This window comes from Microbispora sp. H10670 (assembly GCF_014161385.1).
Classification (GTDB): domain Bacteria; phylum Actinomycetota; class Actinomycetes; order Streptosporangiales; family Streptosporangiaceae; genus Microbispora; species Microbispora triticiradicis.
Map to the genome: position 1 here is coordinate 255,158 of NZ_JABBWW010000006.1, position 24,710 is coordinate 279,867.

At 71.9% G+C, this 24,710-nt stretch carries 26 protein-coding genes; 16 read left to right on the plus strand and 10 right to left on the minus strand.

Annotation, left to right across the window (positions count from 1 at the left end; all coding sequences use genetic code 11):
* Positions 1 to 15: 15 nt before the first annotated feature.
* Positions 16 to 987, plus strand: a complete 972-nt coding sequence (locus HHX33_RS11755) for an FKBP-type peptidyl-prolyl cis-trans isomerase (protein WP_182874595.1) — start codon at positions 16 to 18, stop codon at positions 985 to 987.
* A 79-nt stretch (positions 988 to 1,066) separates the two neighbouring features.
* Here the strand turns inward: HHX33_RS11755 and HHX33_RS11760 are convergent, their stop codons facing one another.
* Entirely contained in the window at positions 1,067 to 1,933 is an 867-nt protein-coding gene (locus HHX33_RS11760; protein ID WP_310741316.1) for a chitosanase, read from the minus strand.
* Positions 1,934 to 2,165: 232 nt separating this feature from the next.
* Here HHX33_RS11760 and HHX33_RS11765 point away from each other — a divergent pair, with 232 nt between their 5' ends.
* Together HHX33_RS11765 and HHX33_RS11770 are read left to right on the plus strand one after the other, a co-directional pair.
* Complete coding sequence (locus HHX33_RS11765) at positions 2,166 to 2,912, plus strand: transcriptional regulator (protein ID WP_310741317.1); 747 nt, start codon at positions 2,166 to 2,168, stop codon at positions 2,910 to 2,912.
* Between the two features lie 14 nt (positions 2,913 to 2,926).
* On the plus strand, positions 2,927 to 3,403 hold the full coding sequence (locus tag HHX33_RS11770; protein ID WP_138461125.1) for a DUF3291 domain-containing protein: 477 nt from the start codon (positions 2,927 to 2,929) through the stop codon (positions 3,401 to 3,403).
* Here the strand turns inward: HHX33_RS11770 and HHX33_RS11775 are convergent.
* Positions 3,349 to 4,416: a DUF3866 family protein gene (locus tag HHX33_RS11775; protein ID WP_182874596.1), complete on the minus strand. Its 1,068-nt coding sequence runs from the start codon at positions 4,414 to 4,416 to the stop codon at positions 3,349 to 3,351. The two genes, HHX33_RS11770 and HHX33_RS11775, sit on opposite strands and share 55 nt — an antisense overlap.
* A gap of 38 nt (positions 4,417 to 4,454) precedes the next feature.
* On the opposite strand from HHX33_RS11775, the gene HHX33_RS11780 reads away from it, so the two are divergent.
* The 7 genes from HHX33_RS11780 to HHX33_RS11810 all read left to right on the plus strand — a co-directional run bounded on the left by HHX33_RS11780 (position 4,455) and on the right by HHX33_RS11810 (position 11,685).
* Positions 4,455 to 5,396 (plus strand): helix-turn-helix transcriptional regulator, encoded by a 942-nt coding sequence (locus tag HHX33_RS11780; protein ID WP_117408325.1) that lies wholly within the window; start codon positions 4,455 to 4,457, stop codon positions 5,394 to 5,396.
* The gene (locus tag HHX33_RS11785; RefSeq protein ID WP_244301966.1) at positions 5,393 to 6,346 is read left to right on the plus strand and encodes a helix-turn-helix transcriptional regulator; all 954 of its coding nucleotides are present in this window, start codon (positions 5,393 to 5,395) and stop codon (positions 6,344 to 6,346) included. The genes HHX33_RS11780 and HHX33_RS11785 overlap by 4 nt, the downstream gene beginning before the upstream one ends.
* 36 nt (positions 6,347 to 6,382) lie before the next feature.
* The gene (locus tag HHX33_RS11790) at positions 6,383 to 6,571 is read left to right on the plus strand and encodes a hypothetical protein (RefSeq protein WP_182874597.1); all 189 of its coding nucleotides are present in this window, start codon (positions 6,383 to 6,385) and stop codon (positions 6,569 to 6,571) included.
* A 64-nt stretch (positions 6,572 to 6,635) separates the two neighbouring features.
* Positions 6,636 to 6,953 (plus strand): Sec-independent protein translocase subunit TatA, encoded by a 318-nt coding sequence (tatA, locus tag HHX33_RS11795; RefSeq protein ID WP_182874598.1) that lies wholly within the window; start codon positions 6,636 to 6,638, stop codon positions 6,951 to 6,953.
* 39 nt (positions 6,954 to 6,992) lie between these two features.
* Positions 6,993 to 7,856 carry a twin-arginine translocase subunit TatC gene (gene tatC, locus HHX33_RS11800; protein ID WP_182874599.1) on the plus strand — a complete coding sequence of 288 codons (864 nt, stop codon included), beginning with the start codon at positions 6,993 to 6,995 and terminating at the stop codon, positions 7,854 to 7,856.
* Between the two features lie 49 nt (positions 7,857 to 7,905).
* Positions 7,906 to 8,796, plus strand: coding sequence for a diacylglycerol/lipid kinase family protein (locus tag HHX33_RS11805; RefSeq protein ID WP_182874600.1), 891 nt, complete (start codon positions 7,906 to 7,908; stop codon positions 8,794 to 8,796).
* Positions 8,797 to 8,967: 171 nt separating this feature from the next.
* A complete protein-coding gene (locus HHX33_RS11810) occupies positions 8,968 to 11,685 on the plus strand; it encodes a DEAD/DEAH box helicase (protein WP_117408320.1) in 2,718 nt (905 codons plus the stop codon).
* A gap of 28 nt (positions 11,686 to 11,713) precedes the next feature.
* On the opposite strand, the gene HHX33_RS11815 is transcribed toward HHX33_RS11810, so the two are convergent.
* Both HHX33_RS11815 and HHX33_RS11820 read right to left on the minus strand, forming a co-directional pair.
* On the minus strand, positions 11,714 to 12,193 hold the full coding sequence (locus HHX33_RS11815) for a hypothetical protein (RefSeq protein ID WP_182874601.1): 480 nt from the start codon (positions 12,191 to 12,193) through the stop codon (positions 11,714 to 11,716).
* An 86-nt stretch (positions 12,194 to 12,279) separates the two neighbouring features.
* On the minus strand, positions 12,280 to 13,707 hold the full coding sequence (locus HHX33_RS11820) for an RNB domain-containing ribonuclease (RefSeq protein ID WP_310741318.1): 1,428 nt from the start codon (positions 13,705 to 13,707) through the stop codon (positions 12,280 to 12,282).
* A 64-nt stretch (positions 13,708 to 13,771) separates the two neighbouring features.
* Here HHX33_RS11820 and HHX33_RS11825 point away from each other — a divergent pair, with 64 nt between their 5' ends.
* Both HHX33_RS11825 and HHX33_RS11830 read left to right on the plus strand, forming a co-directional pair.
* On the plus strand, positions 13,772 to 14,029 hold the full coding sequence (locus HHX33_RS11825; RefSeq protein ID WP_182874602.1) for an IS3 family transposase: 258 nt from the start codon (positions 13,772 to 13,774) through the stop codon (positions 14,027 to 14,029).
* Between the two features lie 39 nt (positions 14,030 to 14,068).
* Positions 14,069 to 14,524, plus strand: coding sequence for a hypothetical protein (locus HHX33_RS11830; RefSeq protein ID WP_182874603.1), 456 nt, complete (start codon positions 14,069 to 14,071; stop codon positions 14,522 to 14,524).
* Between the two features lie 267 nt (positions 14,525 to 14,791).
* On the opposite strand, the gene HHX33_RS11835 is transcribed toward HHX33_RS11830, so the two are convergent.
* Complete coding sequence (locus HHX33_RS11835) at positions 14,792 to 15,751, minus strand: quinone oxidoreductase family protein (RefSeq protein WP_182874604.1); 960 nt, start codon at positions 15,749 to 15,751, stop codon at positions 14,792 to 14,794.
* The gene (locus HHX33_RS11840) at positions 15,748 to 16,008 is read right to left on the minus strand and encodes a hypothetical protein (protein WP_182874605.1); all 261 of its coding nucleotides are present in this window, start codon (positions 16,006 to 16,008) and stop codon (positions 15,748 to 15,750) included. Before HHX33_RS11840 ends, HHX33_RS11835 begins: the two co-directional genes overlap by 4 nt.
* An 80-nt stretch (positions 16,009 to 16,088) precedes the next feature.
* Here HHX33_RS11840 and HHX33_RS11845 point away from each other — a divergent pair, with 80 nt between their 5' ends.
* Positions 16,089 to 16,721, plus strand: coding sequence for a TetR/AcrR family transcriptional regulator C-terminal domain-containing protein (locus tag HHX33_RS11845; RefSeq protein ID WP_182874606.1), 633 nt, complete (start codon positions 16,089 to 16,091; stop codon positions 16,719 to 16,721).
* Between the two features lie 66 nt (positions 16,722 to 16,787).
* Here the strand turns inward: HHX33_RS11845 and HHX33_RS11850 are convergent, their stop codons facing one another.
* Entirely contained in the window at positions 16,788 to 17,396 is a 609-nt protein-coding gene (locus tag HHX33_RS11850; RefSeq protein ID WP_182874607.1) for a TetR/AcrR family transcriptional regulator, read from the minus strand.
* Positions 17,397 to 17,510: 114 nt separating this feature from the next.
* On the opposite strand from HHX33_RS11850, the gene HHX33_RS11855 reads away from it, so the two are divergent.
* Together HHX33_RS11855 and HHX33_RS11860 are read left to right on the plus strand one after the other, a co-directional pair.
* Entirely contained in the window at positions 17,511 to 18,320 is an 810-nt protein-coding gene (locus HHX33_RS11855) for a nuclear transport factor 2 family protein (RefSeq protein WP_182874608.1), read from the plus strand.
* 183 nt (positions 18,321 to 18,503) lie between these two features.
* Entirely contained in the window at positions 18,504 to 19,859 is a 1,356-nt protein-coding gene (locus tag HHX33_RS11860) for an FAD-binding oxidoreductase (RefSeq protein WP_182874609.1), read from the plus strand.
* A gap of 20 nt (positions 19,860 to 19,879) precedes the next feature.
* Here the strand turns inward: HHX33_RS11860 and HHX33_RS11865 are convergent, their stop codons facing one another.
* The 3 genes from HHX33_RS11865 to HHX33_RS11875 all read right to left on the minus strand — a co-directional run bounded on the left by HHX33_RS11865 (position 19,880) and on the right by HHX33_RS11875 (position 23,360).
* Entirely contained in the window at positions 19,880 to 21,349 is a 1,470-nt protein-coding gene (locus HHX33_RS11865; protein WP_310741319.1) for a PLP-dependent aminotransferase family protein, read from the minus strand.
* Between the two features lie 72 nt (positions 21,350 to 21,421).
* The gene (locus tag HHX33_RS11870; protein WP_182874674.1) at positions 21,422 to 22,312 is read right to left on the minus strand and encodes a 5'-3' exonuclease; all 891 of its coding nucleotides are present in this window, start codon (positions 22,310 to 22,312) and stop codon (positions 21,422 to 21,424) included.
* Positions 22,313 to 22,337: 25 nt separating this feature from the next.
* Entirely contained in the window at positions 22,338 to 23,360 is a 1,023-nt protein-coding gene (locus HHX33_RS11875) for a PP2C family protein-serine/threonine phosphatase (protein ID WP_182874611.1), read from the minus strand.
* Between the two features lie 209 nt (positions 23,361 to 23,569).
* On the opposite strand from HHX33_RS11875, the gene HHX33_RS11880 reads away from it, so the two are divergent.
* Positions 23,570 to 24,694: a M24 family metallopeptidase gene (locus HHX33_RS11880; RefSeq protein WP_310741320.1), complete on the plus strand. Its 1,125-nt coding sequence runs from the start codon at positions 23,570 to 23,572 to the stop codon at positions 24,692 to 24,694.
* Positions 24,695 to 24,710 lie beyond the last annotated feature (16 nt).

Below are 24,710 nucleotides of genomic sequence, written 5' to 3' on the forward strand. Positions count from 1 at the left end.
TTTGAGGATTCCCATATGCGCCGTCGTACGGCACTCGTCGCCGCCCTACCTCTCCTGCTCGCCGCCGCCTGCGGAACCGCGCAGAAGAGCACGTCCACCGCGAGCCCCGGGAGCGCCGCCTCCAGCGGCCAGGCCGCCGCCTCGGCCATCAAGGTGACCGGTGCGGCCGGCCAGAAGCCGACCCTGACCTTCCCCTCGGGCAAGCCCTCCCTCACCTCCGCCTCTCTCAAGGTGCTCGACGGCCAGGGGACGCCCGCCAAGGACGGTGACGTCCTCACCGCGAAGGTGACGGTCTACAACTGGGACGGCAAGGAGAACAAGGCGGCCGGTTCCGACTACGACCAGAACAAGTCGGAGTTCGTGACGGTCAGCCCGCAGCTGCCCAAGGCGCTGCACGAGGCGCTGGTCGGCGCCAAGCCCGGCGGCCGGGTGATGGCCGTGGTCGCCAAGGACAACCTCTCCGCCGACCAGCTCACCCAGGCCAAGCAGCAGGGCCAGGACTTCGACAGCACGTCGCAGGTGCTGGTCATCGACGTCGTCTCCGCCACGCTGAAGTCGGTCCAGGGCACCGCGGTCGACCCGGGCGTCACCGGCGTCAAGCTGGACGGCTCCGCCGGCGACAAGGCCCCCGGGCTGACCACCAAGACCAGCGAGAAGGCCCCGAAGAAGCTCACGGTCAAGACCGTGATCAAGGGCGGCGGCCCGGAGGTGAAGGCCGACCAGACGGTCCTCGCCCACTACGTCGGCAAGATCTGGGGCACCGACAAGAAGTTCGACTCCAGCTGGGACCGCGGCCAGCCCGCGACGTTCGCCCTCAACCAGGTCGTCAAGGGCTGGGCGCAGGGCCTGACCGGCGTCCCGGTCGGCAGCCGCGTGCTCCTGACGATCCCGCCGGAGCTCGGCTACGGCAAGAAGGGCAACGAGCAGGGCGGCATCAAGGGCACCGACACCCTCGTCTTCGTCGTCGACGTCCTCGGCGCCGCCTGACCGCGCCGCACCACCGGCGCCCCGATCCCCGGCCCCGCCCGCTCGCCGGACGGGCGCCGGGCGGATCGGGGATGACGGATCAGCCGGGGATCTCGTAGGCGTCGCCGTACACCTTCCAGCGCAGCGGAGGGTCGAGGTCGAGGTTGCCGTTCCTGAGGAACACCCGCTGGGCCGTGTCGACCCGGCTGGTGTCGGCGTGCGCCTCCTCGGTCCTCATCACCGCCTTCCGGGCGTCGAGGAACGCGTTGAGATAGGCGACCTCGTCGCCGCCCTGCGCCGGGGTTCTCGCCTTCCTCATGGCCGTCCTGCGGATGCCGCCGAAGCTGACCGGGTCGGCGCCGGGACCGTGCATGACGATCGCGTCGTAGTAGACGAACTGGCCGAGGGCGCGCAGACCGTCGGCCTCGGCCCGCGCGACGGCCGGGCCGAAGTAGACCCGGTCGCGTTCGTCGTCCTGCGCCCGCCGGAAGACCGGGTCGGTCGCGGCGGCGCGCCAGGCCTTCACGAAGCCGGGGCCGAGTCCCCGGTGCGAGGCGGTGCCGTTCACCTTTCGCAGCGCCGGGAGATATCCGGCGAGCGCGTTCCCGGGCCTGCGCCTGGTGTAGACCTCCACCAGGTCGAGCATGTCGCCGGTGCCGGAGCAGAACCCGATGACGCCCGCCGTGTAGCCGCGCCCGTCGTCGATGTCCTCGATGTACGCGTACTGGGCCTTCCAGTCGAGCGAGGAGTTCTCCGCGCTGGAGACGATCTCCATCGCGATCTCCTTCTTCCTCGCGTCCGTGAGGCCGGTCGGCGCGGGCCGTACGGTGATCGACAGGGCTGGGCCGGGGGAGGCGCCGGGGGCGGGGGCCGCGTGCGCGCCCGGCGCCGCCGCGGGGACGACGGCCGCGAGGGCCAGCAGCAGGGCCGCGCGCCGGGGGACATGCCTGATCAGGGGGGTCTGCACGTACGTCGCTCCGTTCTGCGCCCGCGCCGGGCCGCCCGCCCGGAACCCGCGGAGGAGAGGCGGGGAGGCGGAGCGGGGTGCGCCTGCGGGGGACCGGCCAGGAAGGTTTCCTAACAAATCAGCGCCGCCACGGCGGTGTCAACGCCGCCCGCACCCGTGCCCGCGGCCCGCGCGCGGCCCGCACGCGACCGGCGCGGAAAAGGCCGGCGGGAGGGGCACCTAGACTCCCGCTGTGGTGAGCGACGACCTGGAGTCGATGAGCGCGCTGGGCGATCCGGTGCGGCGGGCGCTGTACCGGTTCGTGAGCGAGCGGGGGCGGGACGTGGGCCGCAACGAGGCGGCCGAGGCCGTCGGGGTCCAACGGACGCTGGCGGCCTTCCACCTCGACAAGCTGGTGGATGCGGGCCTGCTGGAGGCGGGCTTCCGGCGGCTCACCGGCAGGACGGGTCCGGGCAGCGGGCGTCCCGCCAAGGTCTACCGGCGGGCCCGCGAGGAGCGGTCCGTGAGCCTGCCGCCCCGCGACTACCGCACGCTCGCGCTCGTGCTGGCCGAGACCGTCGACCTGCTGGGCGGCGAGGAGAAGGCGGAGGAGGCCGCCCGTCGCACCGGCGAGCGCCTCGGGGCCGCCCAGGCGGGCGGCGGCCTGGTGGGCGGACTGATGGAGGCGCTGCGCGAGCGGGGCTACGAACCCTACGAGGAGGAGGGGCGGATCCGGCTGCGCAACTGCCCCTTCCACGTGCTGGCCGAGAGCCATCCCCTGCTGGTGTGCTCGATGAACGCCGCGCTGTGCGAGGGGCTGCTGGCCGGGCTGGGGGAGACGGGGATGACCGCCATGCTCGACCCGCGCCCGGAGGAGTGCTGCGTCGCCTTCGGGCCTGACGCCCCCTCCCGGAACGCCGTCGCTCCCGAAAGCACCGCCCCCTCCCAGAAAGCCGCCGCTTCCCAAGACGCCGGCTCTTCTAAAAACAACGAAGATTGACTTAGAATCGGGGCATGCATCTCGCCCAGCTCAACGTCGCCCATCTCAGGGAACCCCTCGACTCCCTCACACTGGCGGACTTCGTCGCCGCCCTGGAACCGATCAACGCGTTGTCGGACGCCGCCCCCGGATTCGTCTGGCGCATGAAGGGGGGCGAGGATCCCACCGACACGATCAGGCACGACTACGGGGACGACCTGCTCGTGAACTTCTCGATCTGGGAGTCGCGCGAGACACTGTGGAACTTCGTCTACCGCAGTGCGCACCTGCCCGTGATGCGGCGCCGCCTGGAGTGGTTCCACCGGGCGGCCGAGCCGTACACCGTGATGTGGTGGGTGCCCGAGGGCTATCGGCCGTCGCTCGCCGAGGCCATGGCGCGCCTGAGCGTCCTCCGGGCCGAAGGGGCGGGCCCGGAGGCGTTCACGTTCCGTGAGTTCTACGACAGCAGCGAGGCGGCGTCCCGCCCGGCGGCGGCCGAGGTGAGGAAGTAGGCGAGATCCTCCTCCAGGCCGCGGCCCATCGTCGACAGCCGCACGGGTGACGCCTTCAGCGCCTTGTGCAGGCCGTCCACCGGCACATTGACGATCTCGTGCCGGCCGGCGAGGGTCGCGGCCTGCTCGCTCACGGTGGCCCCGAACGGGCCGGGCAGGACGGGCACGGCGACCCGGGCCGGGGCCAGCGCCACCCGGCCGTACGCGGTGAGCGAGTGGTGCGACACCCCGACGTGCCGCTCGCGCAGGTCGCCCTCGCTCACCCTGAGCGCGGCCACGGCCCGGCCGGACAGCACGGCCGCGGCGTTCACCGCCTCGCCCGCGGCGACGCCGGAGAACCCCCAGCGGGTGCCGGTGCCGAGGTTGCCCGGGCCCTGCGCGACGACCGCGACGTCCGCGCCGAGCACGTGGCGGGCCGCGAGGAGACCGGTGTGCAGCGTGACCGCCTCGACGTCACCGCCGAACGACTGGCCGGTCGTCACGACCCCGCACAGCCATTCGACCTCCCGCAGCTTCGCGCACGACATGGAGAACCAGGCCGGCAGCGCCCCGCCGTCCTGCATCACGTACGCCACCCTGATCCCCGGGGAGTCCGCGTACAGGCCGCACAGGATCGCGGGCAGCGCGGAGTGCAGGTCGGCGACCACGACCGGCATGCCGTCGAGGGAGTCGGCCTCGCGCAGCGCCTCGTGGTGGGGGGAGCCCTGCTCGTCCGCGCCGAGCACGGTGGCCTGCAAGGGGGTGTAGCGTGCCTTCACGAGGTGGCCGGGGCCGGAAGGATCTTGCGGCAAACGGTCGGGGACGGCCACCACCATGGCGTACCCTCCCGTACCGAGGCCCATGGCGAGGGCGGTCGTGTTGAGCAGGACGGTGTCGCCCACCTCAGGGCGTCCGACGAGCGGGGGATAGGCGAGTGCCCGGCACTCGCCTTCGGCGACGGCGACGTCGAGTTCCACCGCCCCCGGCCACTCGCGCCGAACCCGCACCACCTCGCCCTTGCGCCATCTGATCACGCCGGAAAGGGTAGCGTTTCCGGCGGAAGGGAGGCCCCATGTCGCGGCGGAAGACCGAGCGGCTGCTCAACCTGGTGATCTGCCTGCTCGCGACGCGGCGGCCGCTGAGCGCGGAGCAGATCCGGCAGGCCGTGCCCGGGTACGACCCGGACAACGACGAGGCCTTCCAGCGCATGTTCGAGCGCGACAAGAACGAACTGCGCGAGATCGGCATCCCGATCGAGGTCCACAAGGACCCCTGGGAGGACGATCCCGGCTACCGGATCAGCCGCGAGTCCTACGAGCTGCCCGAGATCACGCTGGAGCCGGACGAGGCCGCCGTCATCGGCCTGGCCGCCCAGGTGTGGCAGCGGGCCAGCCTGGCGGAGGCCGCCAGCGGGGCCCTGCTGAAGCTCACGGCGGGTGGCGTGCACGCCGACCTCCCGGAGAGCCCTCTGGAGCTGCGGGTGGACACCCGCGATCCGGCGTTCCCCGCCCTGTGGGAGGCCGTGCGGGACCGGCGGGCCGTGACGTTCGACTACCGCTCGGCCGGCAGCGAGTCGGTGCTGCGGCGGACGGTCGAGCCGTGGGGCGTCGTCAGCCGGCGCGGCAGGTGGTATCTCGTCGGCCACGACCGCGACCGCGGCGCGCCCCGGGTCTTCCGGCTCAGCCGGATCACCGGGGCCGTCTCCACTCTCGGGCGTCCGGGCGCCTTCACCGTCCCCGAGGGGCTCGACCTGCGGTCGATGGTGGGCTACCAGGACCTGCCCAGGGAGCGGGTCGCGCTGGTGCGCGTGCGCAAGGGGACCTGCCTCGGGCTGCGCCACGCCGCCCAGGCCGTACGCACCGGGCCGGAGGAGTGGGACGAGGCCGAGGTGACCTTCGCCGACCCCGAGCGCCTGGCGGGCTGGCTGGCCAGTCTCGGCCGCAACGCCGTGGTGGTGGAGCCGCCGGACGCCCGCGAGGCCGTGATCCGCCGTCTGAAGGGAGCCCTGCAGTGAGCTCGGACCGGCTGCCGCGGCTGCTCGCGCTCGTGCCGTACCTCATGTCGCACCCGGGCGCGCAGGTGCCCGAGGTGGCGCGGCTGTTCGGCCTGTCGGAGAAGCAGCTCGTCGACGACCTCCAGCTCGTCTGGATGTGCGGGCTGCCCGGCCACACCCCCGGCGACCTGATCGACGTCTCGTGGGACGGCGGCGAGATCCTCATCGACAACGCCGACGCGATCGCCCGCCCGCTGAAGCTCGGCGTCGACGAGGCGAGCGCCCTGCTCGTCGCGCTGCGCATGCTCGACGAGCTGCCCGAGTTCCAGGACCGCGACGTGCTCGGACGGGTCATCGCGAAGCTGGAGCAGGCGGCCGGCGACGGCGCCGCCACGGTGAGCAGCCAGGTCCAGGTGGAGATCGGCGCGGCCCCGGACGCCCACGCGGTCATCACCGACGCCGCCCGGCGGGGCCGCAGGCTCTCGCTGCGCTACTACGTGCCGGGCCGGGACGAGATCACCCCCAGGGAGGTCGATCCGCTGCGGGTGGTGCTCGTGGACGGGCAGCACTACCTGGAGGGCTGGTGCTACCGCGCGGAGGCGATGCGGATGTTCCGCGTCGACCGGATCAAGGACGTCGAGGTGCTCGACGTGGCCGCAGACCCGCCGGCCGAGGCGGAGCCGATGGACGTCACCCGCGGGGTGTTCCGGCCGTCGGACGGAGACGAGGTGGTGGAGCTGGAGCTCACCCCCGCCGGGCGCTGGGTGGCCGAGTACTACCCGTGCGAGGAGGTCGCCGAGCTGGGGGAGGGCCGCCTCCGCGTATCGTTGCGGGCTCGTGACCAGTCCTGGCTCGTACGGCTCGCGCTCCGGCTGGGCGACAGCGGCCGGGTGGTGTCCCCGGCGTCCCTGGCCGAGCGCGTGTCGGCCGCCGCCACCGAGGCGCTGGCCGCCTACGAGACCGCCGTCTGACCCCCGGCACCCCGTCTGACCTGCGAGAGGACCGGAATGACCTGGATCTTCGCCCTCACCGGGGCGGCCGTGGCCGGGCTCGCCGTCCTCGCCTGGCCGGCCGCCCGGGTGTTCGCCGCCGCGCGGGCGCTGCGGGCCGAGGCCGACCGGGCGAGGAGCCGCGTGCGGGCCCGGGAGGAACTGTTTCCCAAGATCAGCCCAACAGCGGATTCGGACAGCAGGTGAACTTCAGGCCGTTCTGCGCGTACGATCGGTGTAGTAGGTACGGCCCTCGCGGTAAGGACACGACATGCCCAACCTCGGACCCATGGAATGGATCCTGATCCTCCTGGTTCTGATCCTTCTTTTCGGCGCCAAGAAGCTCCCCGACACCGCGAAGGCTCTGGGGCAGTCGCTGCGCCTGTTCAAGAAGGAGACCAGCAAGTTGAGCGACGAGGACGAGGCGAAGGCGCGGGCCGAGGCCCAGACCGTCGCCCCGCCGCCGGCGCAGATCCCCCCGGCCACCCCGTCGGTCGACGAGCGGCTGCGCGCGCTGGAGGAGGAGAACCGGAGGCTGCGTGAGACGCAGCAGCCGGTGAGCTCGCAGAACGAGCCGCGCTCCAACTAGCCACCGCCGCACACCCCCATCGATCCCAGGACGAGCTAGATGGCGCTGCTGAAACGGTCCACCCCCGTCACGTCGGAGGACGGGCGGATGACGCTCATGGAGCATCTCCGCGAGCTGCGCAACCGGCTGGTGAAGGCCATCCTGGCGGTGGTCGTCGGGACCGCCGTCGGGTTCATCTACTTCGATCCCATCTGGAACTTCCTCAAGCAGCCGTACTGCCGCCTGCCGCAGGCCCACCAGTTCAACAAGGACCAGTGCATCCTGGTGGTGAACGGAGTCTTCGACTCGTTCTTCGTGAACCTCAAGGTCGCGGTCATGTTCGGCCTGGTGGTGTCGGCGGTGTTCTGGATCTATCAGCTCTGGGCCTTCGTGACCCCGGGCCTGTACCAGAACGAGCGCCGGTACACCGTGGCGTTCCTCGGCCTCTCCGTGCCGCTGTTCACGGCCGGAGCGGCCCTGGCCTACATCACCATGGACAAGGGCCTGGCGCTGCTGCTCGGCTTCGCCCCCGACGGCACGCTGACGCTGGTGAGCATCAACGAGTACCTCAGCTTCGCGCTGGCGATGCTCATCATCTTCGGCATCTCCTTCCTGATGCCGCTGCTGCTGGTGTTCCTCAACGTCATCGGCGTGGTGCGCTACCGGATGGTGTCGAAGCACACCCGCATGGTCGTGTTCCTGATGTTCGTCTTCGCCGCCGTCGCGACGCCGAGCCAGGACCCCATCACCATGCTGGCCCTGGCGCTCCCGATGGTCGCGTTGTTCTTCGTCGCGATGGCCTTCATGTACTTCCACGACAAAAAGCGCGACGCCGCCGACGCGGCCCACGCACGTGCCATCGAGGAGGAGCTCGACGGGCCGTCCGCCGCGGCGGACTCGGCCTCGGTCGACGCCCGGGACTGACCGGAGAACTGCTCTGGTGCCGCCGCGCGGGCGGCGGTAGGTTCCGCCTGTGCGCGATGACCTCGTCGTCCTGGTGAACCCCGCCGCCCGCGGCGGCCGTACGCTGCGCCTGCTCGCCCCGGTGCTGCGCCGGCTGCGCGCGGGCGGCCGCCCGGTCTCGGTGGTCGTCGGCACCTCGGCGGCGGACGCGCTCGACCGGGCCCGTGCGGCCGTCGCCGCCGGCCCCGCCGCACTCGTCGCGTTCGGCGGCGACGGCCTGGTCCACCTCGCCGTACAGGCCGTGGCCGGGACGTCCGTGCCGCTCGGCATCCTGCCCGCGGGCACCGGCAACGACATCGCCGCCGCCCTCGGCGTCCCCCGCCGGGACCTGCTCGCCGCGGCGGACGTCGTGACCCGCGGCGCGTCCAGGGCCGTGGACGCGGGCAGGACCGGTACGGGGGAGTGGTTCGCCGGGGTCCTCGCCTGCGGGTTCGACTCCCGCGTCAACGAACGGGCCAACGTCATGACGTGGCCGCCCGGCATGGCCAGGTATCTCGTCGCGCTCGCGCGGGAACTGCGCTCGTTCACGCCGATCCCGTTCCGGATCACCCTCGACGGCGAGGCCGTCGAGCGCGAGGCGATGCTCGTGGCGGTGGCCAACACCCGCTCGTACGGCGCCGGGATGCGGGTGTGCCCCGACGCGCGGCCCGACGACGGCCTGCTCGACGTCCTCGTGCTCGGAGCGATCCCGAAGGCGGAGTTCCTCCGCACGTTCCCCCGGGTCTACCGAGGCAGTCACGTCGGACACCCGGCGGTGACCCTGCGTCGGGCCCGGCGGGTGGAGATCGAGGCCCCGGACACCGTCGCCTACGCCGACGGCGAGCGGATCGGCACCGCCCCCCTCACCTGCGTGGTAGAGCCGGCCGCCCTCCACGTCCTGGTCCCCGAATCTACAATGTAAAGGAATACGCCGCGGGCATAAGAAGAGAAGGTCCGAGCGAGCCGGAGGGGCGCGCCGCCGATCTGGACTGAAGAGCGAGGAACGAGCGACGAGGGAAGACGGCGGGTGTGAGCGCCCCGACGGTGAAGCGGGAAGGGCTGCCCGGAATCCCGTTATCGGTAGGGTTGACGTATGAGTACGCCAGCGGAACGCTACGCCGCTTTCCGTGAGGGGCAGTCCGGTGCCGGGCCGGCTCTCGCCTCGTTCCGCGAACTTTACGACTTCGAGCTCGACGAGTTCCAGATCGACGCCTGCCAGGCGCTGGAGGCGGGGGACGGCGTGCTGGTGGCCGCGCCCACCGGGTCGGGCAAGACGGTGGTGGGGGAGTTCGCCGTCCATCTGGCCCTGGAGCAGGGCCGCAAATGCTTCTACACCACGCCCATCAAGGCGTTGTCCAACCAGAAGTACAACGACCTGGTCCGGCGGTACGGCGCGCGCAAGGTCGGTCTCCTCACCGGTGACAACAGTGTCAACGGCGAGGCCCCGATCGTCGTGATGACCACCGAGGTCCTGCGCAACATGCTGTACGCGGGGTCGAACACGCTGACCGGCCTCGCGTACGTCGTGATGGACGAGGTCCACTACCTCGCCGACCGGTTCCGCGGAGCGGTCTGGGAGGAGGTCATCATCCATCTGCCGGAGTCGGTGCGGGTGGTGGCCCTGTCGGCGACGGTGAGCAACGCCGAGGAGTTCGGCGAGTGGCTGGGTGAGGTGCGCGGCGACACCACGGTCATCGTCGACGAGCACCGGCCGGTGCCGCTGTGGCAGCACATGCTGGTCGGCAACCGGATGTACGACCTGTTCGTCAACGAGGGCGACGGCGTCCTGCGGGTGAACCCGTCCCTGATGCGGATCTCCCGCGACGAGATGCGGCTGGCGCAGGCCCGGGGCAGGCGGGGCTACTCGCGGCCCGGCCGGGGCACGACCCCGAGCCGCTCCGACGTGATCGAGAAGCTCGACGCCGAGGGCCTGCTTCCGGCGATCACCTTCATCTTCTCCCGCAACGGCTGCGACGCCGCGGTCATGCAGTGTCTCTACTCCGGGCTGCGCCTCACCACCCAGACCGAGAGCCACGAGATCCGCCAGATCGTGGACGAGCGCACGGCCCACCTGCCCGACGAGGACCTCGCGGTGCTCGGCTACCTCGAATGGCGCGACTGCCTGGAGCGCGGCCTCGCGGCCCACCACGCGGGCATGCTCCCCGCGTTCAAGGAGGTCGTCGAGGAGCTGTTCACCAAGGGCCTGGTGAAGGCGGTCTTCGCGACCGAGACGCTGGCGCTCGGCATCAACATGCCGGCCAGGTCGGTGGTGATCGAGAAGCTGGACAAGTGGAACGGCGAGACCCACGCCGACCTCACCCCGGGGGAGTACACCCAGCTCACCGGGCGGGCCGGGCGGCGCGGCATCGACATCGAGGGCCACGCGGTGGTGGTCTGGCAGCCGGGGATGGACCCCCTCGCGGTCGCCGGCCTCGCGGGCACCCGCACCTATCCGCTGCGCTCCAGCTTCAAGCCGTCGTACAACATGGCGGTCAACCTCGTCGGGCAGGTCGGCCGGGAGCGGGCGCGCACGCTGCTGGAGGACTCCTTCGCCCAGTTCCAGGCCGACCGGGCTGTGGTCGGGCTGGCCCGCCAGCTCCGCAAGGCGGAGCACGCCCTTGAGGGCTACTCCGAGGCGATGACCTGCCACCTCGGCGACTTCCAGGAGTACGCGGCGATGCGCAGGAAACTGTCGGACCGCGAGGCGGAGCTGTCGCGCCAGCGGGGCGCGGCCCGGCGGGCCCAGGCCGTGCAGTCGCTTGAGGAGCTGAAGCCCGGGGACGTCATCCGGGTGCCGGGCGGGCGGCGCGCGGGCATCGCGGTCGTGCTCGACCCGGGCACCAACGCCCGGGGCCACGAGGGGCCGGCGCCACTCGTGCTGACGATCGGCAAGCAGGTGAAGCGGCTGTCGGCGGCCGACTTCCCGGTGCCGGTGGAGCCGGTCGACAAGATCAGGATTCCCAAGGGCTTCAACCCCCGCTCGCCCAAGGAACGGGCGAACCTCGTCTCGACCGTGCACGCGAAGCTGGGCGACCGCGACCTCGGCAAGCCGCCCCGGGCACGCGACCACGCCGCGGAGGACGAGGAGATCCTCCGGCTGCGCCGCGAGCTGCGGCAGCATCCCTGTCACGGCTGCGACCAGCGCGAGGACCACGCCCGGTGGGCCGAGCGCTACTACAAGCTGCTCCGCGAGACCGAGGGCCTGCGCCGCCGGGTCGAGGGGCGCTCCCACGTCATCGCGCGGACCTTCGACCGGGTCTGCGGGGTGCTCGACCAGCTCGGCTACCTGGAGGGCGAGACCGTCACCCAGGAGGGCCGCAGGCTCGCCTCGCTCTACACCGAGCTCGACCTGCTCACCTCCGAGTGCCTGCGGGCGGGGGTGTGGGACCGGCTCGACCCCGCCGAGCTCGCCGCCTGCGTGTCGGCGCTGGTCTACGAGTCGCGGCAGTCCGACGACATGCGCAGCCCCAAGATCCCGGCCGGCGCCGCCCGGGACGCGCTCGCGGAGATGGTGCGCCTGTTCGGCGAGCTGGAGGGCATCGAACAGGATCACGGCCTGTCGTTCGTCCGCGAGCCCGACGTCGGCTTCGCCTGGGCGGCCTTCCGGTGGGCCAAGGGCCACAGCCTCGACGCCGTGCTGACCGACTGCGACCTCGCGGCGGGCGACTTCGTCCGCTGGATCAAGCAGCTCCTCGACCTGCTCGGGCAGATCAGGGAGGCCGCGCCCAGGGGCGGCAAGGTCGCGGAGAACGCCGGCAAGGCCGTCGACGCCATGCGCCGCGGAGTCGTCGCCTACTCCTCGGTGAGCTGACCCGCGTTCCGCTGAGGGAAGGGCTCCCTCAGCGGCCCGCCTTCCGGTCCGCGTACCACGCGAACCCCACGTGGACGAGCCCCGCGGCGCCGGTCAGGCCGGTGCCGAGCAACAGGCCCGTGAACAGGTAGGAGAAGGTGGAGGCCGGCTGGATCAGCACGCCGCACACCGCGGTCAGCAGCGCCAGGCCGAGCAGCGTCAGGGACAGCGCGAGGTACTGCCGCAGCGTCCGGCTGGCCCGCAGGTCCTGGCAGAGGTACAGCAGGGCCGGCGCGGCGGTCATCCGGAGGCCCTCGGCCGCGTACCCGAGAGCCCGCAGGGGATCGGCGGCGAAGAACCGCGCGGTGGCGACGATCCCGGAGGCCCACACGGTGTCCGGCGGCTCGCAGTTCTCCTTCAGCCACTGGGTGACGCCCCACAGGACCGCGAGACCGGCGACCATGAGCGCGTATTCGCCCCAGGGGCGGGGGCCGCGGCCCGCTTCGGGCGCGGAGCCGTCCGTCGTCATGTGCCCTCCGCCGGTGGCCTGCGTCGGCAGGATAACGACGGCCGCCCCTCGCAGGCGGCGAATCGCCGGATCACGCCCGCCTCGGGTCAGGCGGCGGTGAAGCGGACCTCTCGGGTGGCGGGGTCGGCGCGGGTGAGCCGTACGGGGATGCGCTCGCCGAGCGGAAGCCGGTCGCCGTCGCAGCGCGCGATGACGGCCGGGTCGGCCACCTGGACCTGCCCGCCCGGTTTACCGTCGGCGACGTCGATGACGACCGCCTCGAAGACCTGGCCGATCCGGGGCCGCAGCACGGCCGCCTCGACGAGGTCGACGCAGGCCCGCTCGACCGCCGCGGCCCGTCTGCCGCCCTCGGCCATCCGCCCGGGCAGGTCGGGTAGCGCCCGCGCGACATCCTCGGGGACCGGCCGGCCCGCCGTCGCCGCCAGGCAGACCTCCGTGCCGTACCGGTCGACCAGCCGCCGCAGCGGCGCGGTCACGTGCGCGTACGGCGCCCCGACGGCGGCGTGCAGCGACTGCTCGGGCGGGCTGCCGTCGAAGGCGGTGTAGGCCGCGCCGCGCAGCAGCACGGTCGACTCGTGCAGGAACGCGGCGTGCCCGGGAAGCGCGGGATCGAGGCCGTGTACGACGTCGGCGTACGTCGCGCCGTCCGGCCAGGGCACCCCGAGCGCGGCGGCCACCCGGCGGACCTTGGCGACGTCCTCGGGGCCGGCCTGGGGGAGCACCCGCAGCACACCGACGCCCGCCTCCAGCATGATCCGGGCGGCGGCGATACCGGTGAGCAGGGAGATCTGCGCGTTCCACGCCTCGCAGGGCTGGTTGCCGCGGAACTCCAGCCGGTAGCCGCCGGCGCCGTCGGCCACCACCTCCTGGTCGGGCGTCGGCAGCGACAGCCCGCCCCTGGCCCGCTCCCGTTCCAGCCGCAGCGGCCCCACCTCGGCGAGCAGGGCCAGCGTGCCCTCCGCCCGCCCGGCGTCCACGGCGGCCTGGACCGTCTCGTAGTCGAGCCGATCGCGGCTGCGGACCAGCGCCCTGCGCAGGTCGACGGCCTCGATCTCGCCGGCCGCGTCGAGGTCGAGCCGCCACAGCACGGCGGGACGGGTCTGCCCGGGGAGCAGGCTGGCCGCGCCCTCCGACAGGACCGGGGGATGCAGCGGCACCCGGTCGTCGGCCATGTAGACGGTCTCGCCGCGGCTCCGCGCCTCGCCGTCGATCGCCCCCTCCGGCCGGACGAACGCCCCGACGTCGGCGATCGCGTACCAGACGCGGTAGCCCGGCCCGCGCCGCTCGATGCACAGCGCCTGGTCGAGGTCCATCGAGCCGGGCGGGTCGATCGTCACCAGCGGCAGGCCGGTACGGTCCTCGGCGGGTACGGCCGGAGCCTTCGCGGCCCGCTCGGCCTCCTCCTGCACCGGTCGGGGGAAGCCGTCCGGGAGGTGGAAGTCACCGCGGATGCGGGCGAACCCGTCCCGGAGGCCGTTCGCGGTGTCCCGGAGGCGGATCGTCGTGTACGGCACGCGATCAACCTACCCGAGCCCGGACATATCAGGCCGTAAACGACCTGCGAAGATCACGCCACGGATGCCTGCCGAGTCGACGCCGAACCTGGGCGAGAAGGTCAACCGCAAGCGCGTCGAACGGCTGATGCGGGCGGCCGGCCTGCAGAGCGTCTACCGGCGCAAGCGCCGCCGCAACCTGGTGAACCGGGCCATCGAGGAGGACCTGGCGCAGCGCTGCTTCGTCCAGGCGCCCGATGCGCTGATCGATGGTGCGAACCGCATGGCTCCTGGTAAGAACTGTCCCGACTATATCCAGCCCCAGGGTTTACCGGTTACCTAACCAGATTCCGGTCCTGCGAGGCGCGAGGGCGGGCATTTCATGGAATTGTCCAGTGAAAAGTTCGAGGGCAAGAATATCATCGATATGATTCGCAGCGGTGAGTTGCGGGTGGACCAGTCGATCGAAGACCCCAACTTGGGGACGCGTGAGATTTTTTGGGATTCAATAACAGAGGCGCGCTCACTGATCACAGAGTTGGAAGATAACGAGGCCGAAGAGGCCGCAGAGGTAGGCCGAGAGCCATTCGTCACCATATCTACCTATGTGATCAACCTACTAGTTATCTTCGAGGAGGCCGCAGAAAAGGGGCAGCTTGAGACTGTTGATCACTTCCTTGATGCCTACGAGAAGATCCTCGAGATAAACGACGAATGCACGAACTCGGTGATCGACGACTGGGTGATCAAACGAGTCCGTCGTCTCGGCGAGAAGGTGAAGTCGCGCTGTGGCCCTCTTCTGGGGGCGCGGGCCTTTCCGGAGGAACAGCAGGAGTGAACGGCCCGCGTCCGGCCCGCCGTACTGGCGCGCTGTCGTCACCGATCGCGCCCGTGATGCGGCCGCTCTTGTCGATCACTAAACACCGGCTCGCTGGTGATGCCGGGCTCGGCGAGGGTCTCCAGCCAAGCTGAATCAACCCGCACCGGGCAGGTACCAGGATGGGAGCCGTACGGCAGCGGCACGCTGACGCCGCGGGCGTCGTGGGCGGGGACGGCGACGGGACGCTTCCCGGTGATCAGCGCTGGTGTGTCGTGGGCGGGCCGGTCATGGGATCACGACGAGGCGCCTGCCTTTGAGGTCGCTTCGCTGCCAGGCGGTCCCGATGTCGCTGAGCGGGACCTTCTCCACGTCGAAGGTGAGCTCGCCGGCCCGCGTCCACGTCACGATCTGCTGGTACGCCTCGTCCATGGTCTGCGGGTCGAGCCCCTTGGCCGCGCCGTAGATCTCCACGCCGGAGGTGCGCAGGCTCGACCCGGCGAGGGCGAGCTCACCTCCGGCCGACTCCCCAATCTGGACCACCCGGGTCGGCTTGGCGAACGCGAACGACCGCGGCACCAGTGCGCGTAACAGGATCTCGCTGGGCCTGCCCCACAGGTAGTCCACGACGACGTCGTAGCCGTCCCCCCTGGCGTCGAGGTAGGCCTGCGCCAGAGCCTCGTCGGAGACCGCGGTGTTGATCACCGCGTCGGCTCCGATGGCCTGCACCTCGCGCAACTGGTCGTCGTCCCGGCCGGTGGCGACGATCCGGCCGGCGCCCAGCAGCCGGGCCACCTTGACCGCGAGCCGCCCGGCCGCCCCGGTGGCGCCCTGCACCAGCACCGTCTCCCCGGGTACGAACCCGGCGGCCGTTCTCATCGACATCGCCGTGACGGCCGAGGCCATCACGGCCACCACGGCCGGGTCGATGCCGTCGGGGATCCGCACGTAGGAGCCCCGGGGCACCACGGCCTTCTGGGCGAGCGCGCCATAGGGCGGGCGGATGCCGCCGAACCCGACGAGCGTGCCGTCCGGGAGGGCGCCGATGCCGTCGAAGCCGGGGATCGCCGGAAACCGGCCGATGTACTTCTCGCTGGCATAGTGCGTGCCGGCCGCGATCGCCTTGTCGACGTTCTCCACGGCGACCGCCTTGACGTCGATGATCACTTCGCCGTCGCCGGCCACCGGATCGGGGAAGTCCTCATAGCGCGGGATGCCGCCGGCCTCGTGGAGTACCGCTGCCTTCATGCCGGCTCCTGGCCTGACAAGCGGGCGATCCGCGTCTGCCACGACGCCAGGACGCGAGGCGGACGGGCCGGAGAGTGGTTGAACCCTTGGCGGTGCGAACGGTGGTGCGAACGGTGGTGCGTGGGCGAGTGCCGCCACCCATGGCCGTGGCGGGCCTGGCCCTGGTGCCCGGTGGGCCGCTCGGTGTGCGCGGGGATCCCCGGAATGCGATGGGTCGCCCAGTGCAGCAGGTCGCGGAGCGAGTGCCGGTGTCTCATCGTCGCCTCCTCTGGTGCCGAAGTCTCTATCACTGATAGGGGACTCTACCACTGATAGGGTGCGGAAGGGAGGTGCCGGGATGGCTCTGGACAAGCAGCGGATCGTCACCGAGGCCGTCGCGCTACTGGACGCCGAGGGTCTCGACGGTGTGACCACGCGCAAACTGGCCGCCCGGCTCGGCGTACAGTCGCCGACCCTTTACTGGCACTTCTCGAACAAGGCGGCGCTGGTCACCGCGATCGCCGAGGCGATTCTCGAGCAGCAGTTCCCCGAGCCGGCGCCGCCCGCGCCGGACGAGTGCTGGCAGGACTGGCTGATCGGCCTGGCCGGGCGGCTGCGGCGCGCGTTGCTGGCCCACCCGGACGGAGCCCGGATCATCGCGGCCTCCCAACTGTCCCTCAAGATGGCCGACATCTCCGAGCTGGCGATGAGCACGCTGGTCGGGCGGGGCATTCCCCTGCGGCAGGCGCGCCTGATCGTGTTGACGGTGTTGCGCTTCACCGTCGGCTACGTCCTGGAGGAACAGGCCGGCCGCCCCGACGCGGACGCCCTGGACGGCTTCGACATGGCCGCGTACGCCGCGGCGTACCCCACCGTGATGGCCGGTGTGGCCGAGTACTTCCAACCCGGCCGCACCGTCGACGACCTGTTCCGCGACTGCCTGGAACAGATCATCCATGGTCCTGCCGCGCGGTCCGGTCCCGCGTCCTGACCGGTCAGCCGCTCCGCAGGCGGGTGAGCTTCTCCGGCGTCTGCTGCCACGGCTCGCACGGCATGGTCATCGGTGGACGCCGCCGTGGCGGAGTCCGTTCATGAGGAGGGCGAACAGGCGATCGGCCTGAGCTGAGCTGTCGGGGGCGTCCTGTGCGGCCCAGGCGATAGCGCCGATCATCTTCATCACGTCCGCGTCGTTCGCGTCGGAGACGATCACGCCTGTCTGCCGCGCCCTCGCCAGCAACGCCGCTCCCGCCTCGAACAGCTGCGTGTGCCAGGTCGACACCGGGCCATCCTCGTGATTGAGGGCCGAGTCCATCACGGCGGCCGACAGGCCCCGATAGGTCAGGCCATGCCTGAGCACGGCACGCATCCAGGTGGACAGCGCGTCGAATTCGTCCTCGGCCGTCAGCAGCCGGTGGCCAAGGTCGACCAACTGGGCTATCTGCTCGGAGAGCACCGCCTCGACGAGATCCAGCCGCTTGGGGAAATGCCGGTACAGCGTCCCGCTGGCCACCCCTGCCCGCCGAGCGATCTCGTCCAGCGAGGCGTCCACGCCGAACTCGGCGAACGCGATTTTCGCCTGCTCGATCAGCTGCTCGTAGTTCCGCCGGGCGTCCGCACGTCTCGGACGCCCGGCGGCCGGCCGTGGATCGTGGCCTGCCGACACCATGCGCGCACCTCTCCTTGCTAACCGGGGACATGGTCCGTTACCGTGATCACATCGAACCGGACCATGCCTCACTTTACTGGTATGGATCAGCCAGAGCATGGAGGGCCGCCCCCAATGGCGCTGACGGAGCAGGACCGCATCGACATCACCGACCTGATCAATCTCCATGGCCACCTCACGGACGCCGGCAGGCTGGACCAGGCGAGCGAGCTGTTGACCCCGGATGTCACCTATGACCTGGACGACTTCGGCCTCGGCTCGTTGCACGGGACCGCGGCCATCCGTGAGGCCGCGCTCGCGTTGGGCAACGCCAACCCGGTCGGCCATCACGTCACCAACATCGTGATCACTCAGATCGACGACCGCTCGGCGCGTGTCCAGTCCAAAGGAATCGGCATCAAGGCCGACGGAACGGCCGGCAGTGTCGTCTACGACGACATCGTCACGCGCCGGCCCGACGGCTGGAAGATCGGCTACCGCAGGGTGACCGCCAGGCGAGCGGCACTCGGCGGGCGACAGGCCGGTCCACGTGAGGTTCTGGAGCGTTACCGCCAAGCCGCCATCAGCCAGTCCGCCGATGAACTGAGGCGCGTCTACGCCCTCGACGCGTCCCACGAGTTCCCGTTCACACTCCCCGGCCTGCCGTCCCGGCTCGCGGGCAGGGACCGAATCGTGAACTGGATAACCGCCGGGTGGAAGGATCACCGGCTGAAGTACGAGGGTTACCGCACCCTTGCCATCCACGACACCGGCGACCCAGAGACGATCGTCGTTGAGCAGGAAGCCCTCGGGACCAGTGTGACCACCGGCGACTTCGCGCTTCCCAACCTCGTTGTGCTCACCGTGCGCGACGGGCAGATCACCCGCCTGCGCGACTACGTCAACATCCCCGCAGCCACGGCCGCCATGGGACGGGATGTGTGAACGCGCCGCCGCTTTCCCGAAGACGCCTCCGCGGCCTTCGGAAAGCCGTCTCGGAGAACATGCGCTGCCGGCACGGACCCGCCTGATGTTGATCGCCCTGCCGGGCGTCGTCCGAATTGGTCCTCCGTGCGCCTGTGGAATCGGACCTTATCGAGGGTACCGATTCCTGTCAGCCTGAGTGGCATGAGAACGACAGCGACCCGCTTCGACGGCCGGCTCCTCACGCCTGGCGACGCCGGCTACGACACCGCCCGTACCGTGTGGAACGCCATGGTCGACCGGCGTCCACGCATGATCGTCCGCGCGGCGGGCGTCTCCGACGTGGTCGCCGCCGTGCGCCTGGCCCGGGAACTGGACCTGGAGATCGGCGTGCGCTGCGGCGGCCACAACGTCGCCGGCTTCGCCGTGCCCGACGGTGGTCTCATGATCGACCTGACGCTCATGGGGGGCGTGCGGATCGACCCGGTCCGTCGCCGGGCCCGGGTGCAGGGCGGCGCGCTGCTCGGCGCGCTCGACCGGGCGTCCCAGGCGTACGGCCTGGCGACCACCGCGGGCAACGTCTCGCACACCGGCGTCGGCGGGCTCACGCTCGGCGGCGGCATGGGCTGGCTGGCCCGTCAGTACGGCCTGGCCTGCGACAACGTCGTCTCCTACACGATGGTCACCGCCGAGGGGGACGTGGTGACCGCGAGCCGCAGCGAGAACCCCGACCTGTTCTGGGGCCTGCGCGGCGGTGGCGGCAACTTCGGCGTCGTCACCGAGTTCGAGTTCCAGTTGCATCGCGTCGGCACGCGGACGCTGGTCGCCGAGTTCGACTTCCGCGCCGAGGACGCCGTCCCGGTCATCGAGGGCTGGCGCGACCTGAACGCCGTCGCGCCCCGGCAGGCGACGTTCACCGCCGATGTCGGCAGCGGCCCCGCCGGCCCGATCGCCACGCTGGGGTTCGTGTGGGTCGGCGACCCGGCCGAGGGCCGCCGGCTGCTCCCCGCGATGCGGGCGCTCGGACGTCCCGTCGCCTCTCGGGTCACCACACCGTCGTACCTCGAACTCCAGCGGCGTGACGACTCCACCGGCGGTCACGCCTACCGCCGCTATTCCAAGGCGCACTACCTGCGGAGCTTTCCCACCGCGGCGATCGAGGCGTTCCTGCTGCGCGGCGCCGCCGACCTGAGCGCGAGCCCGGACCTGCCGGGCGTCGGCCTGCAGGCGCACGGCGGCGCGATCGCCGACGTTCCGGAATCGGACGCGGCGTTCGGTCACCGCGGCACGATGTTCGAGTTCGGGGCCGGCTGCCGCTGGAGCGACCCGGCCGAGGACGACGCCAGGATGGGTGCCGCCCGCGCCGCCGGCGCGTCGCTCGAGCCGTACGCGAGCGGGGTGTACGTCAACTCGTTGACGGCCGACGAGCTGGCCGATGGGCAGCACGGCGTGCGGCGGGCGTATCCGGCCGCGAAGCTGGCCCGGCTGACCGCGGTGAAGACCGCGTACGACCCGGCCAACGTGTTCCATCTGAACCAGAACATCCGCCCGGCATCCTGACGCGCAGCGCTTATGCGGGATCAGGGCTCCCGTACGTCTCTGATGGCCGTCGCCAGCAGCGCGACCCCCTCGGCGATGGCGGCCTCTCCGAGGGTGGCGTAGCCGAAGATGAGGCCACCCGGTCCGGTGCCGGCGATCCGGTAGGGGCCGACGCCGTGGATGGCGAGCCCGTGCCGGGCGGCGGCCGTCACCACCGCCGCCTCGTCGAGGCCGGGCGGGAGCCAGGCGACCACGTGCTGCCCGGCGGCGATTCCGGCCGGTTCCAGATCGGGCAGGTGGGTGCGCAGGGCGCCCAGCAGCGCGTCGCGGCGGCGGCGGTACACCGGACGCATCCGGCGCAGGTGGCGGTCGAACTCGCCGCGGGCGAGGAAGTCGGCGAACGTCAACTGGTCGATGACCGGCGAACCGCGGTCGGCGAGCACCTTCGCCGCGGCGACGTCGGCGACCAGATGGGGAGGCACCACCAGCCAGCCGAGCCGCAACCCCGGCGCGAGCGTCTTGCTGGCCGTGCCGCAGTAGACGACATGATCGGGCGCCAGGCCCTGCATGGCGCCCACCGGCGACCGGTCGTAGCGGTACTCGGCGTCGTAGTCGTCCTCGACCACGATCGCGCCGCGGCGTTCCGCCCAGCGGATCACCTCGGCCCGCGCCGCGGCGGACAGCACTCCTCCGGTGGGCCACTGGTGCGACGGCGTGAGCACGACCGCATCGGCGTCGGCTCGATGGAGGGCGTCGACCTGAACGCCGTCCGGCCCCACCGGGATGCCGACCACGTCCAGACCGGCGGCGCCGGCCAGCACCCGGGCGTCGTCGTTGGACGACGGGTCTTCCAGGGCGATCCGCCTGGCGCCGTGCCGGACGAGCACCTGGATCAGCAGCGAGATGCCCTGCCCGTAGCCGCTGCAGATCACCATGTTGCCGGGGACGGCCGCTGTGCCGCGCACCCGGTTGAGGTAGTCGCACAGGGTTTCGTGCAGTTCAGGCACGCCACGCCCGTCGAGGTAGGCGAACCGGTCGTTGGGCGTGGTGGTGAGCACGGTCCGGACCGAGCGCAGCCATGCGGCCCGCGGGAACTGTGAGACGTCGGTGCGCCCGTACCCGAAGTCGACCCTGCGGCCGGCACCGAGGCCGGCACCGAGGCCGGCACCGAGGCCGGCACTACGCGCGGCCGGCTGCGCCGTCGAAGCCGCGGAAGCCGCGGAGGCCGCGCCGGCCGGCGGCATCGACGCGGCGACCTGGGTGTAACCGCCCGATCGGCTGACGAGGTAACCCTCGGCGACGAGCTGCTGATAGGCCTCCACCACGACCCCGCGGGAAACCCCGAGCCCTGTCGCGAGGGTGCGGGTGGGCGGCAGCGACGCGCCCGCTCGCATCAGGCCGGCCCGGATGCGGGCGCGGATGGACGTCTCGATCTGCCGGTGCAGGGGCACCCCGGCGTCGCGGTCCAGCTTGATGAGCAGCTCGTCGGCCGGCCCGGAATTGGTCCTCACGCGCCCCACGGGATCGGACCCTACCGGCGTGTACCGATTCCTGCCAGGCCGAGTGACCTGCCGGCGCTGCGCCTACCCCAGGGTGGCGAGCAGGCGGTTGAGCGGGCTGTCCAGGCCGTACTTCTGCGCCAGCGCGACCAGCCTCTCGGGGTCGCGGGGCGCGGCGGGGAGGCTGACGTCGACGTCCGGCAGCGGCACGTCGTGGGCCACCCTGACCACGGCGGGGGCGACCTCCAGGTAGTCGCGGGCGGCGGCGAGCCTGGCCCGCGCGCCCGCCGGGAAGCCGTCGGCGCCGCCCTCGTCCAGCGCGGCGAGCAGCGCGGGGAGGGAGCCGAAGCGGGTGATGAGTGCGGCGGCCGTCTTCTCGCCGACGCCGGGGACGCCGGGCAGGCCGTCGCTCGGGTCGCCGCGCAGCGTCGCGAAGTCGGCGTACGCCCGGCCGGGGATGCCGTACTTCTCCCGGACGAAGGCCTCGTCGACGACCTGCAGGTTCCGGATTCCCCTTACTGTGTAAAGGGCCCGGCACGGCTTGTCGTCGTCCACGAGCTGGAACAGGTCCCGGTCGCCGGTGACGATGTCCACGGCCGTGCCGGCGGCGGTCGCGTACGTGCCGATGACGTCGTCGGCCTCGTAGCCGTCGACCCCGACGCGGGCGATGCCGAGCGCGTCCAGGACCTCCTCGATGACCGGCACCTGCGGGGCCAGTGTGTCCGGCACCTCCTCCTGGTCGCCGCTCGCCACCCGGTGGGCCTTGTACGACGGGATCGCCGCCACCCGGAACGCGGGACGCCAGTCGGCGTCCATGCACGCGACGATCTCCCGGGGCGAGTGCTGCCGGACCAGGGTGGCGATCATGTCGAGGAGCCCGCGCACCGCGTTCACCGGCATGCCGTCCGGCGAGGTCACCGAGTCCGGAACCCCGTAGAAGGCACGGAAGTACAGCGACGGGGTGTCGAGAAGCATCAGCACCCGACCATTGTCACGCCTGTCAGGCCGTGCGCGGGCCGTCTCCGGTCACCGCCACCGCCAGCAGGCAGGTGTCGTCCTCGGGGTTGGGGCCGCCGATCGCCTCCAGCAGGCGGTCGAGGCTCGCGTCGAGGTCGGCTCCGGTCGCGCCGGTCGAGGCGGCCGCCCGCATGACGAGCGACACCCCGGCCCCGATGTCACGCGAGCGTCGCTCCACGAGGCCGTCGGTGAACATCAGCAGCAGGTCGCCGGGCTCGAGGCGGACGTCGGCCACCCCGTACGGCAGGCTCGACGTCGCCCCGAGCACGACTCCCCTGGGCGCCCCGAGCTGGCGCACGCCCCCGCGGCGCACCAGGATCGGGGCGGGATGCCCCGCCTGTGCCCACGTGAAAAGGCGGGACGCCGGGTCGAAGTGGCCGCACACCGCGGTCGCGGTCGTGTCGTCCAGGCGCGTGAGTACCAGGGCGTTCAGCCACGACAGCAGCATGCCGGGGGAGGCCCCGGTCATGCTCAGGCCGAGCAGGGCGTGCCGCAGCTGCGCCATCTCCGCGATCGCGGGCAGGCCGTGCCCCGACACGTCGCCGACGGCGAGGAACATGCGGCCGTCCGGGAGCGGGGCCGCGTCGTACCAGTCGCCCCCGAGGCTCGACTCCCGGCCGGCCGGGACGTACCGGACCGCGATCCGGGCGTACGGCAGCTCGATCGAGGCGCCGGGCTCGGGCAGGATCGCCTCCCGCAGCGCCAGCGTGACGCGCCGTTCCTCGGCGGCGCGCTCCCGCGCCTCCTGTGTCTGCCGCCAGGACTCGGTCACCACCAGCTCCGCCCACCGCCGTCCGCCGGCGTCCGCGACCGTCTCCGGCACCCGCTCGGGGACGGGCTCCAGCAGCGCCGGAGGCGGTCCGTACTCGGCGGGTCCCGGCTCGGGCATGGCGACGCCCGAGGGCGCTCCGGCGGGAAGGGTGCCGACGGGGGTGGCGACGGGAGTCACGTCCGGGCTGTCCGCGGGGGGAAGGGCGGGCTTCGCGCCGCCCACTACGCCGACCATCTGTCTCGCTCTCGATGCCGCTCTTGCACTGTCGTGCGGACGATTCGTGATCGTCCTGACGCGGAGCGTAGCAGTAGTGCTTACCCCGAGGATTGGAATTCTTCTACGGCGTGGAATAAGCCGCTGCCTCTCGCGGCCCGCCCGCGTGCGTCTGTGCTAAGGGTCCCCCTGTACGCCATCGGGGTCCGGATCTCGTTAGATTGGGCGTCGTGACAACGACGTCTCCGGATGCCTCCGCCCTGTATCCCACGACCCGCCCGGCCGCCGTGCGCGAGGCCGCCGGCCGCGCCGGTCTCGACGCGCTGCTGCTGACGCCCGGCCCGGACCTGCGCTACGTCACCGGGTACGACGCCATGCCGCTCGAACGGCTGACCTGTCTCGTCGTGCCGGCGTCCGGCGAGCCGTTCCTGATGGTGCCGCGCCTCGAACTACCCGCCGCGGAGCACTCGCCCGCCTCCCGGCTCGGTGTCGAGTTCGTCGCCTGGGACGAGACCGACGACCCGTTCGCCGAGGTGGCCCGCCGCCTGGGCCCGGTCGCCCGGGTCGGGCTCGCCGACCGCATGTGGGCGCTGCAGTCGCTGCGGTTCCGCGCGGCGATGCCCGGCGCGGAGCAGACGCTGGCCGGCGACGTGCTGCGTGAGTTGCGGATGCGTAAGTCGCCCGCCGAGAAGGCGGCGCTGGCGGAGGCCGGGGCGGCCATCGACGCCGTGCACGCCCTCGTCCCCGGGCTGCTCAAGGCGGGCCGCACCGAGCGCGAGGTCGGCAGGGACATCGCCGAGGCGATCGTCGAGGCGGGGCACGCCCGGGTCGACTTCGTGATCGTGGGCTCCGGCCCGAACGGCGCGAGCCCGCACGCGGAGCTGACCGACCGGGTGATCCGGCCCGGGGAGCCCGTCGTCGTGGACATCGGCGGCACGATGCCGAGCGGCTACTGCTCCGACTCCACCCGGGTGTACTGCGTCGGTGAGCCGCCGGCCGACTTCGCGGCGTACTACGAGGTGCTCAGAGCCGCCCAGGAGGCCGCCTGCGCCCACGTGCGGCCCGGGGTGACCTGCGAGTCCGTGGACGCCGCCGCCCGCGAGGTGATCGCCGAGGCGGGGTACGGAGAGTACTTCGTCCACCGCACCGGGCACGGCATCGGCCTGGAGACCCACGAGGAGCCGTACATCGTCGCGGGCAACACCGAGGAGATGCGGCCGGGGTTCGCGTTCTCCGTCGAGCCCGGAATCTACCTGCCGGGACGTCACGGCGCCCGGATCGAGGACATCGTCGTCTGCGGCGAGACGGCGGGCGAGCGGCTGAACGGCACCACCAGGGAGCTCGTCGTCGTGTGATCGCCGAGATCGTCCC

Excerpts from the sequence above, each read along its gene's own strand:
- HHX33_RS11770 (WP_138461125.1), top strand. The coding sequence starts at position 2,927 with ATGCATCTCGCCCAGCTCAACGTCGCCCATCTCAGGGAACCCCTCGAC.
- HHX33_RS11830 (WP_182874603.1), top strand. The coding sequence starts at position 14,069 with ATGGAATTGTCCAGTGAAAAGTTCGAGGGCAAGAATATCATCGATATG.
- HHX33_RS11790 (WP_182874597.1), top strand. The coding sequence starts at position 6,383 with ATGACCTGGATCTTCGCCCTCACCGGGGCGGCCGTGGCCGGGCTCGCC.
- HHX33_RS11845 (WP_182874606.1), top strand. The coding sequence starts at position 16,089 with ATGGCTCTGGACAAGCAGCGGATCGTCACCGAGGCCGTCGCGCTACTG.
- HHX33_RS11835 (WP_182874604.1), bottom strand. The coding sequence starts at position 15,751 with ATGAAGGCAGCGGTACTCCACGAGGCCGGCGGCATCCCGCGCTATGAG.
- HHX33_RS11815 (WP_182874601.1), bottom strand. The coding sequence starts at position 12,193 with ATGACGACGGACGGCTCCGCGCCCGAAGCGGGCCGCGGCCCCCGCCCC.
- HHX33_RS11810 (WP_117408320.1), top strand. The coding sequence starts at position 8,968 with ATGAGTACGCCAGCGGAACGCTACGCCGCTTTCCGTGAGGGGCAGTCC.
- HHX33_RS11850 (WP_182874607.1), bottom strand. The coding sequence starts at position 17,396 with ATGGTGTCGGCAGGCCACGATCCACGGCCGGCCGCCGGGCGTCCGAGA.
- HHX33_RS11875 (WP_182874611.1), bottom strand. The coding sequence starts at position 23,360 with ATGGTCGGCGTAGTGGGCGGCGCGAAGCCCGCCCTTCCCCCCGCGGAC.
- HHX33_RS11855 (WP_182874608.1), top strand. The coding sequence starts at position 17,511 with ATGGCGCTGACGGAGCAGGACCGCATCGACATCACCGACCTGATCAAT.
- HHX33_RS11780 (WP_117408325.1), top strand. The coding sequence starts at position 4,455 with ATGTCGCGGCGGAAGACCGAGCGGCTGCTCAACCTGGTGATCTGCCTG.
- HHX33_RS11870 (WP_182874674.1), bottom strand. The coding sequence starts at position 22,312 with ATGCTTCTCGACACCCCGTCGCTGTACTTCCGTGCCTTCTACGGGGTT.
- tatC (WP_182874599.1), top strand. The coding sequence starts at position 6,993 with ATGGCGCTGCTGAAACGGTCCACCCCCGTCACGTCGGAGGACGGGCGG.
- HHX33_RS11860 (WP_182874609.1), top strand. The coding sequence starts at position 18,504 with ATGAGAACGACAGCGACCCGCTTCGACGGCCGGCTCCTCACGCCTGGC.
- HHX33_RS11825 (WP_182874602.1), top strand. The coding sequence starts at position 13,772 with ATGCCTGCCGAGTCGACGCCGAACCTGGGCGAGAAGGTCAACCGCAAG.
- tatA (WP_182874598.1), top strand. The coding sequence starts at position 6,636 with ATGCCCAACCTCGGACCCATGGAATGGATCCTGATCCTCCTGGTTCTG.
- HHX33_RS11840 (WP_182874605.1), bottom strand. The coding sequence starts at position 16,008 with ATGAGACACCGGCACTCGCTCCGCGACCTGCTGCACTGGGCGACCCAT.
- HHX33_RS11755 (WP_182874595.1), top strand. The coding sequence starts at position 16 with ATGCGCCGTCGTACGGCACTCGTCGCCGCCCTACCTCTCCTGCTCGCC.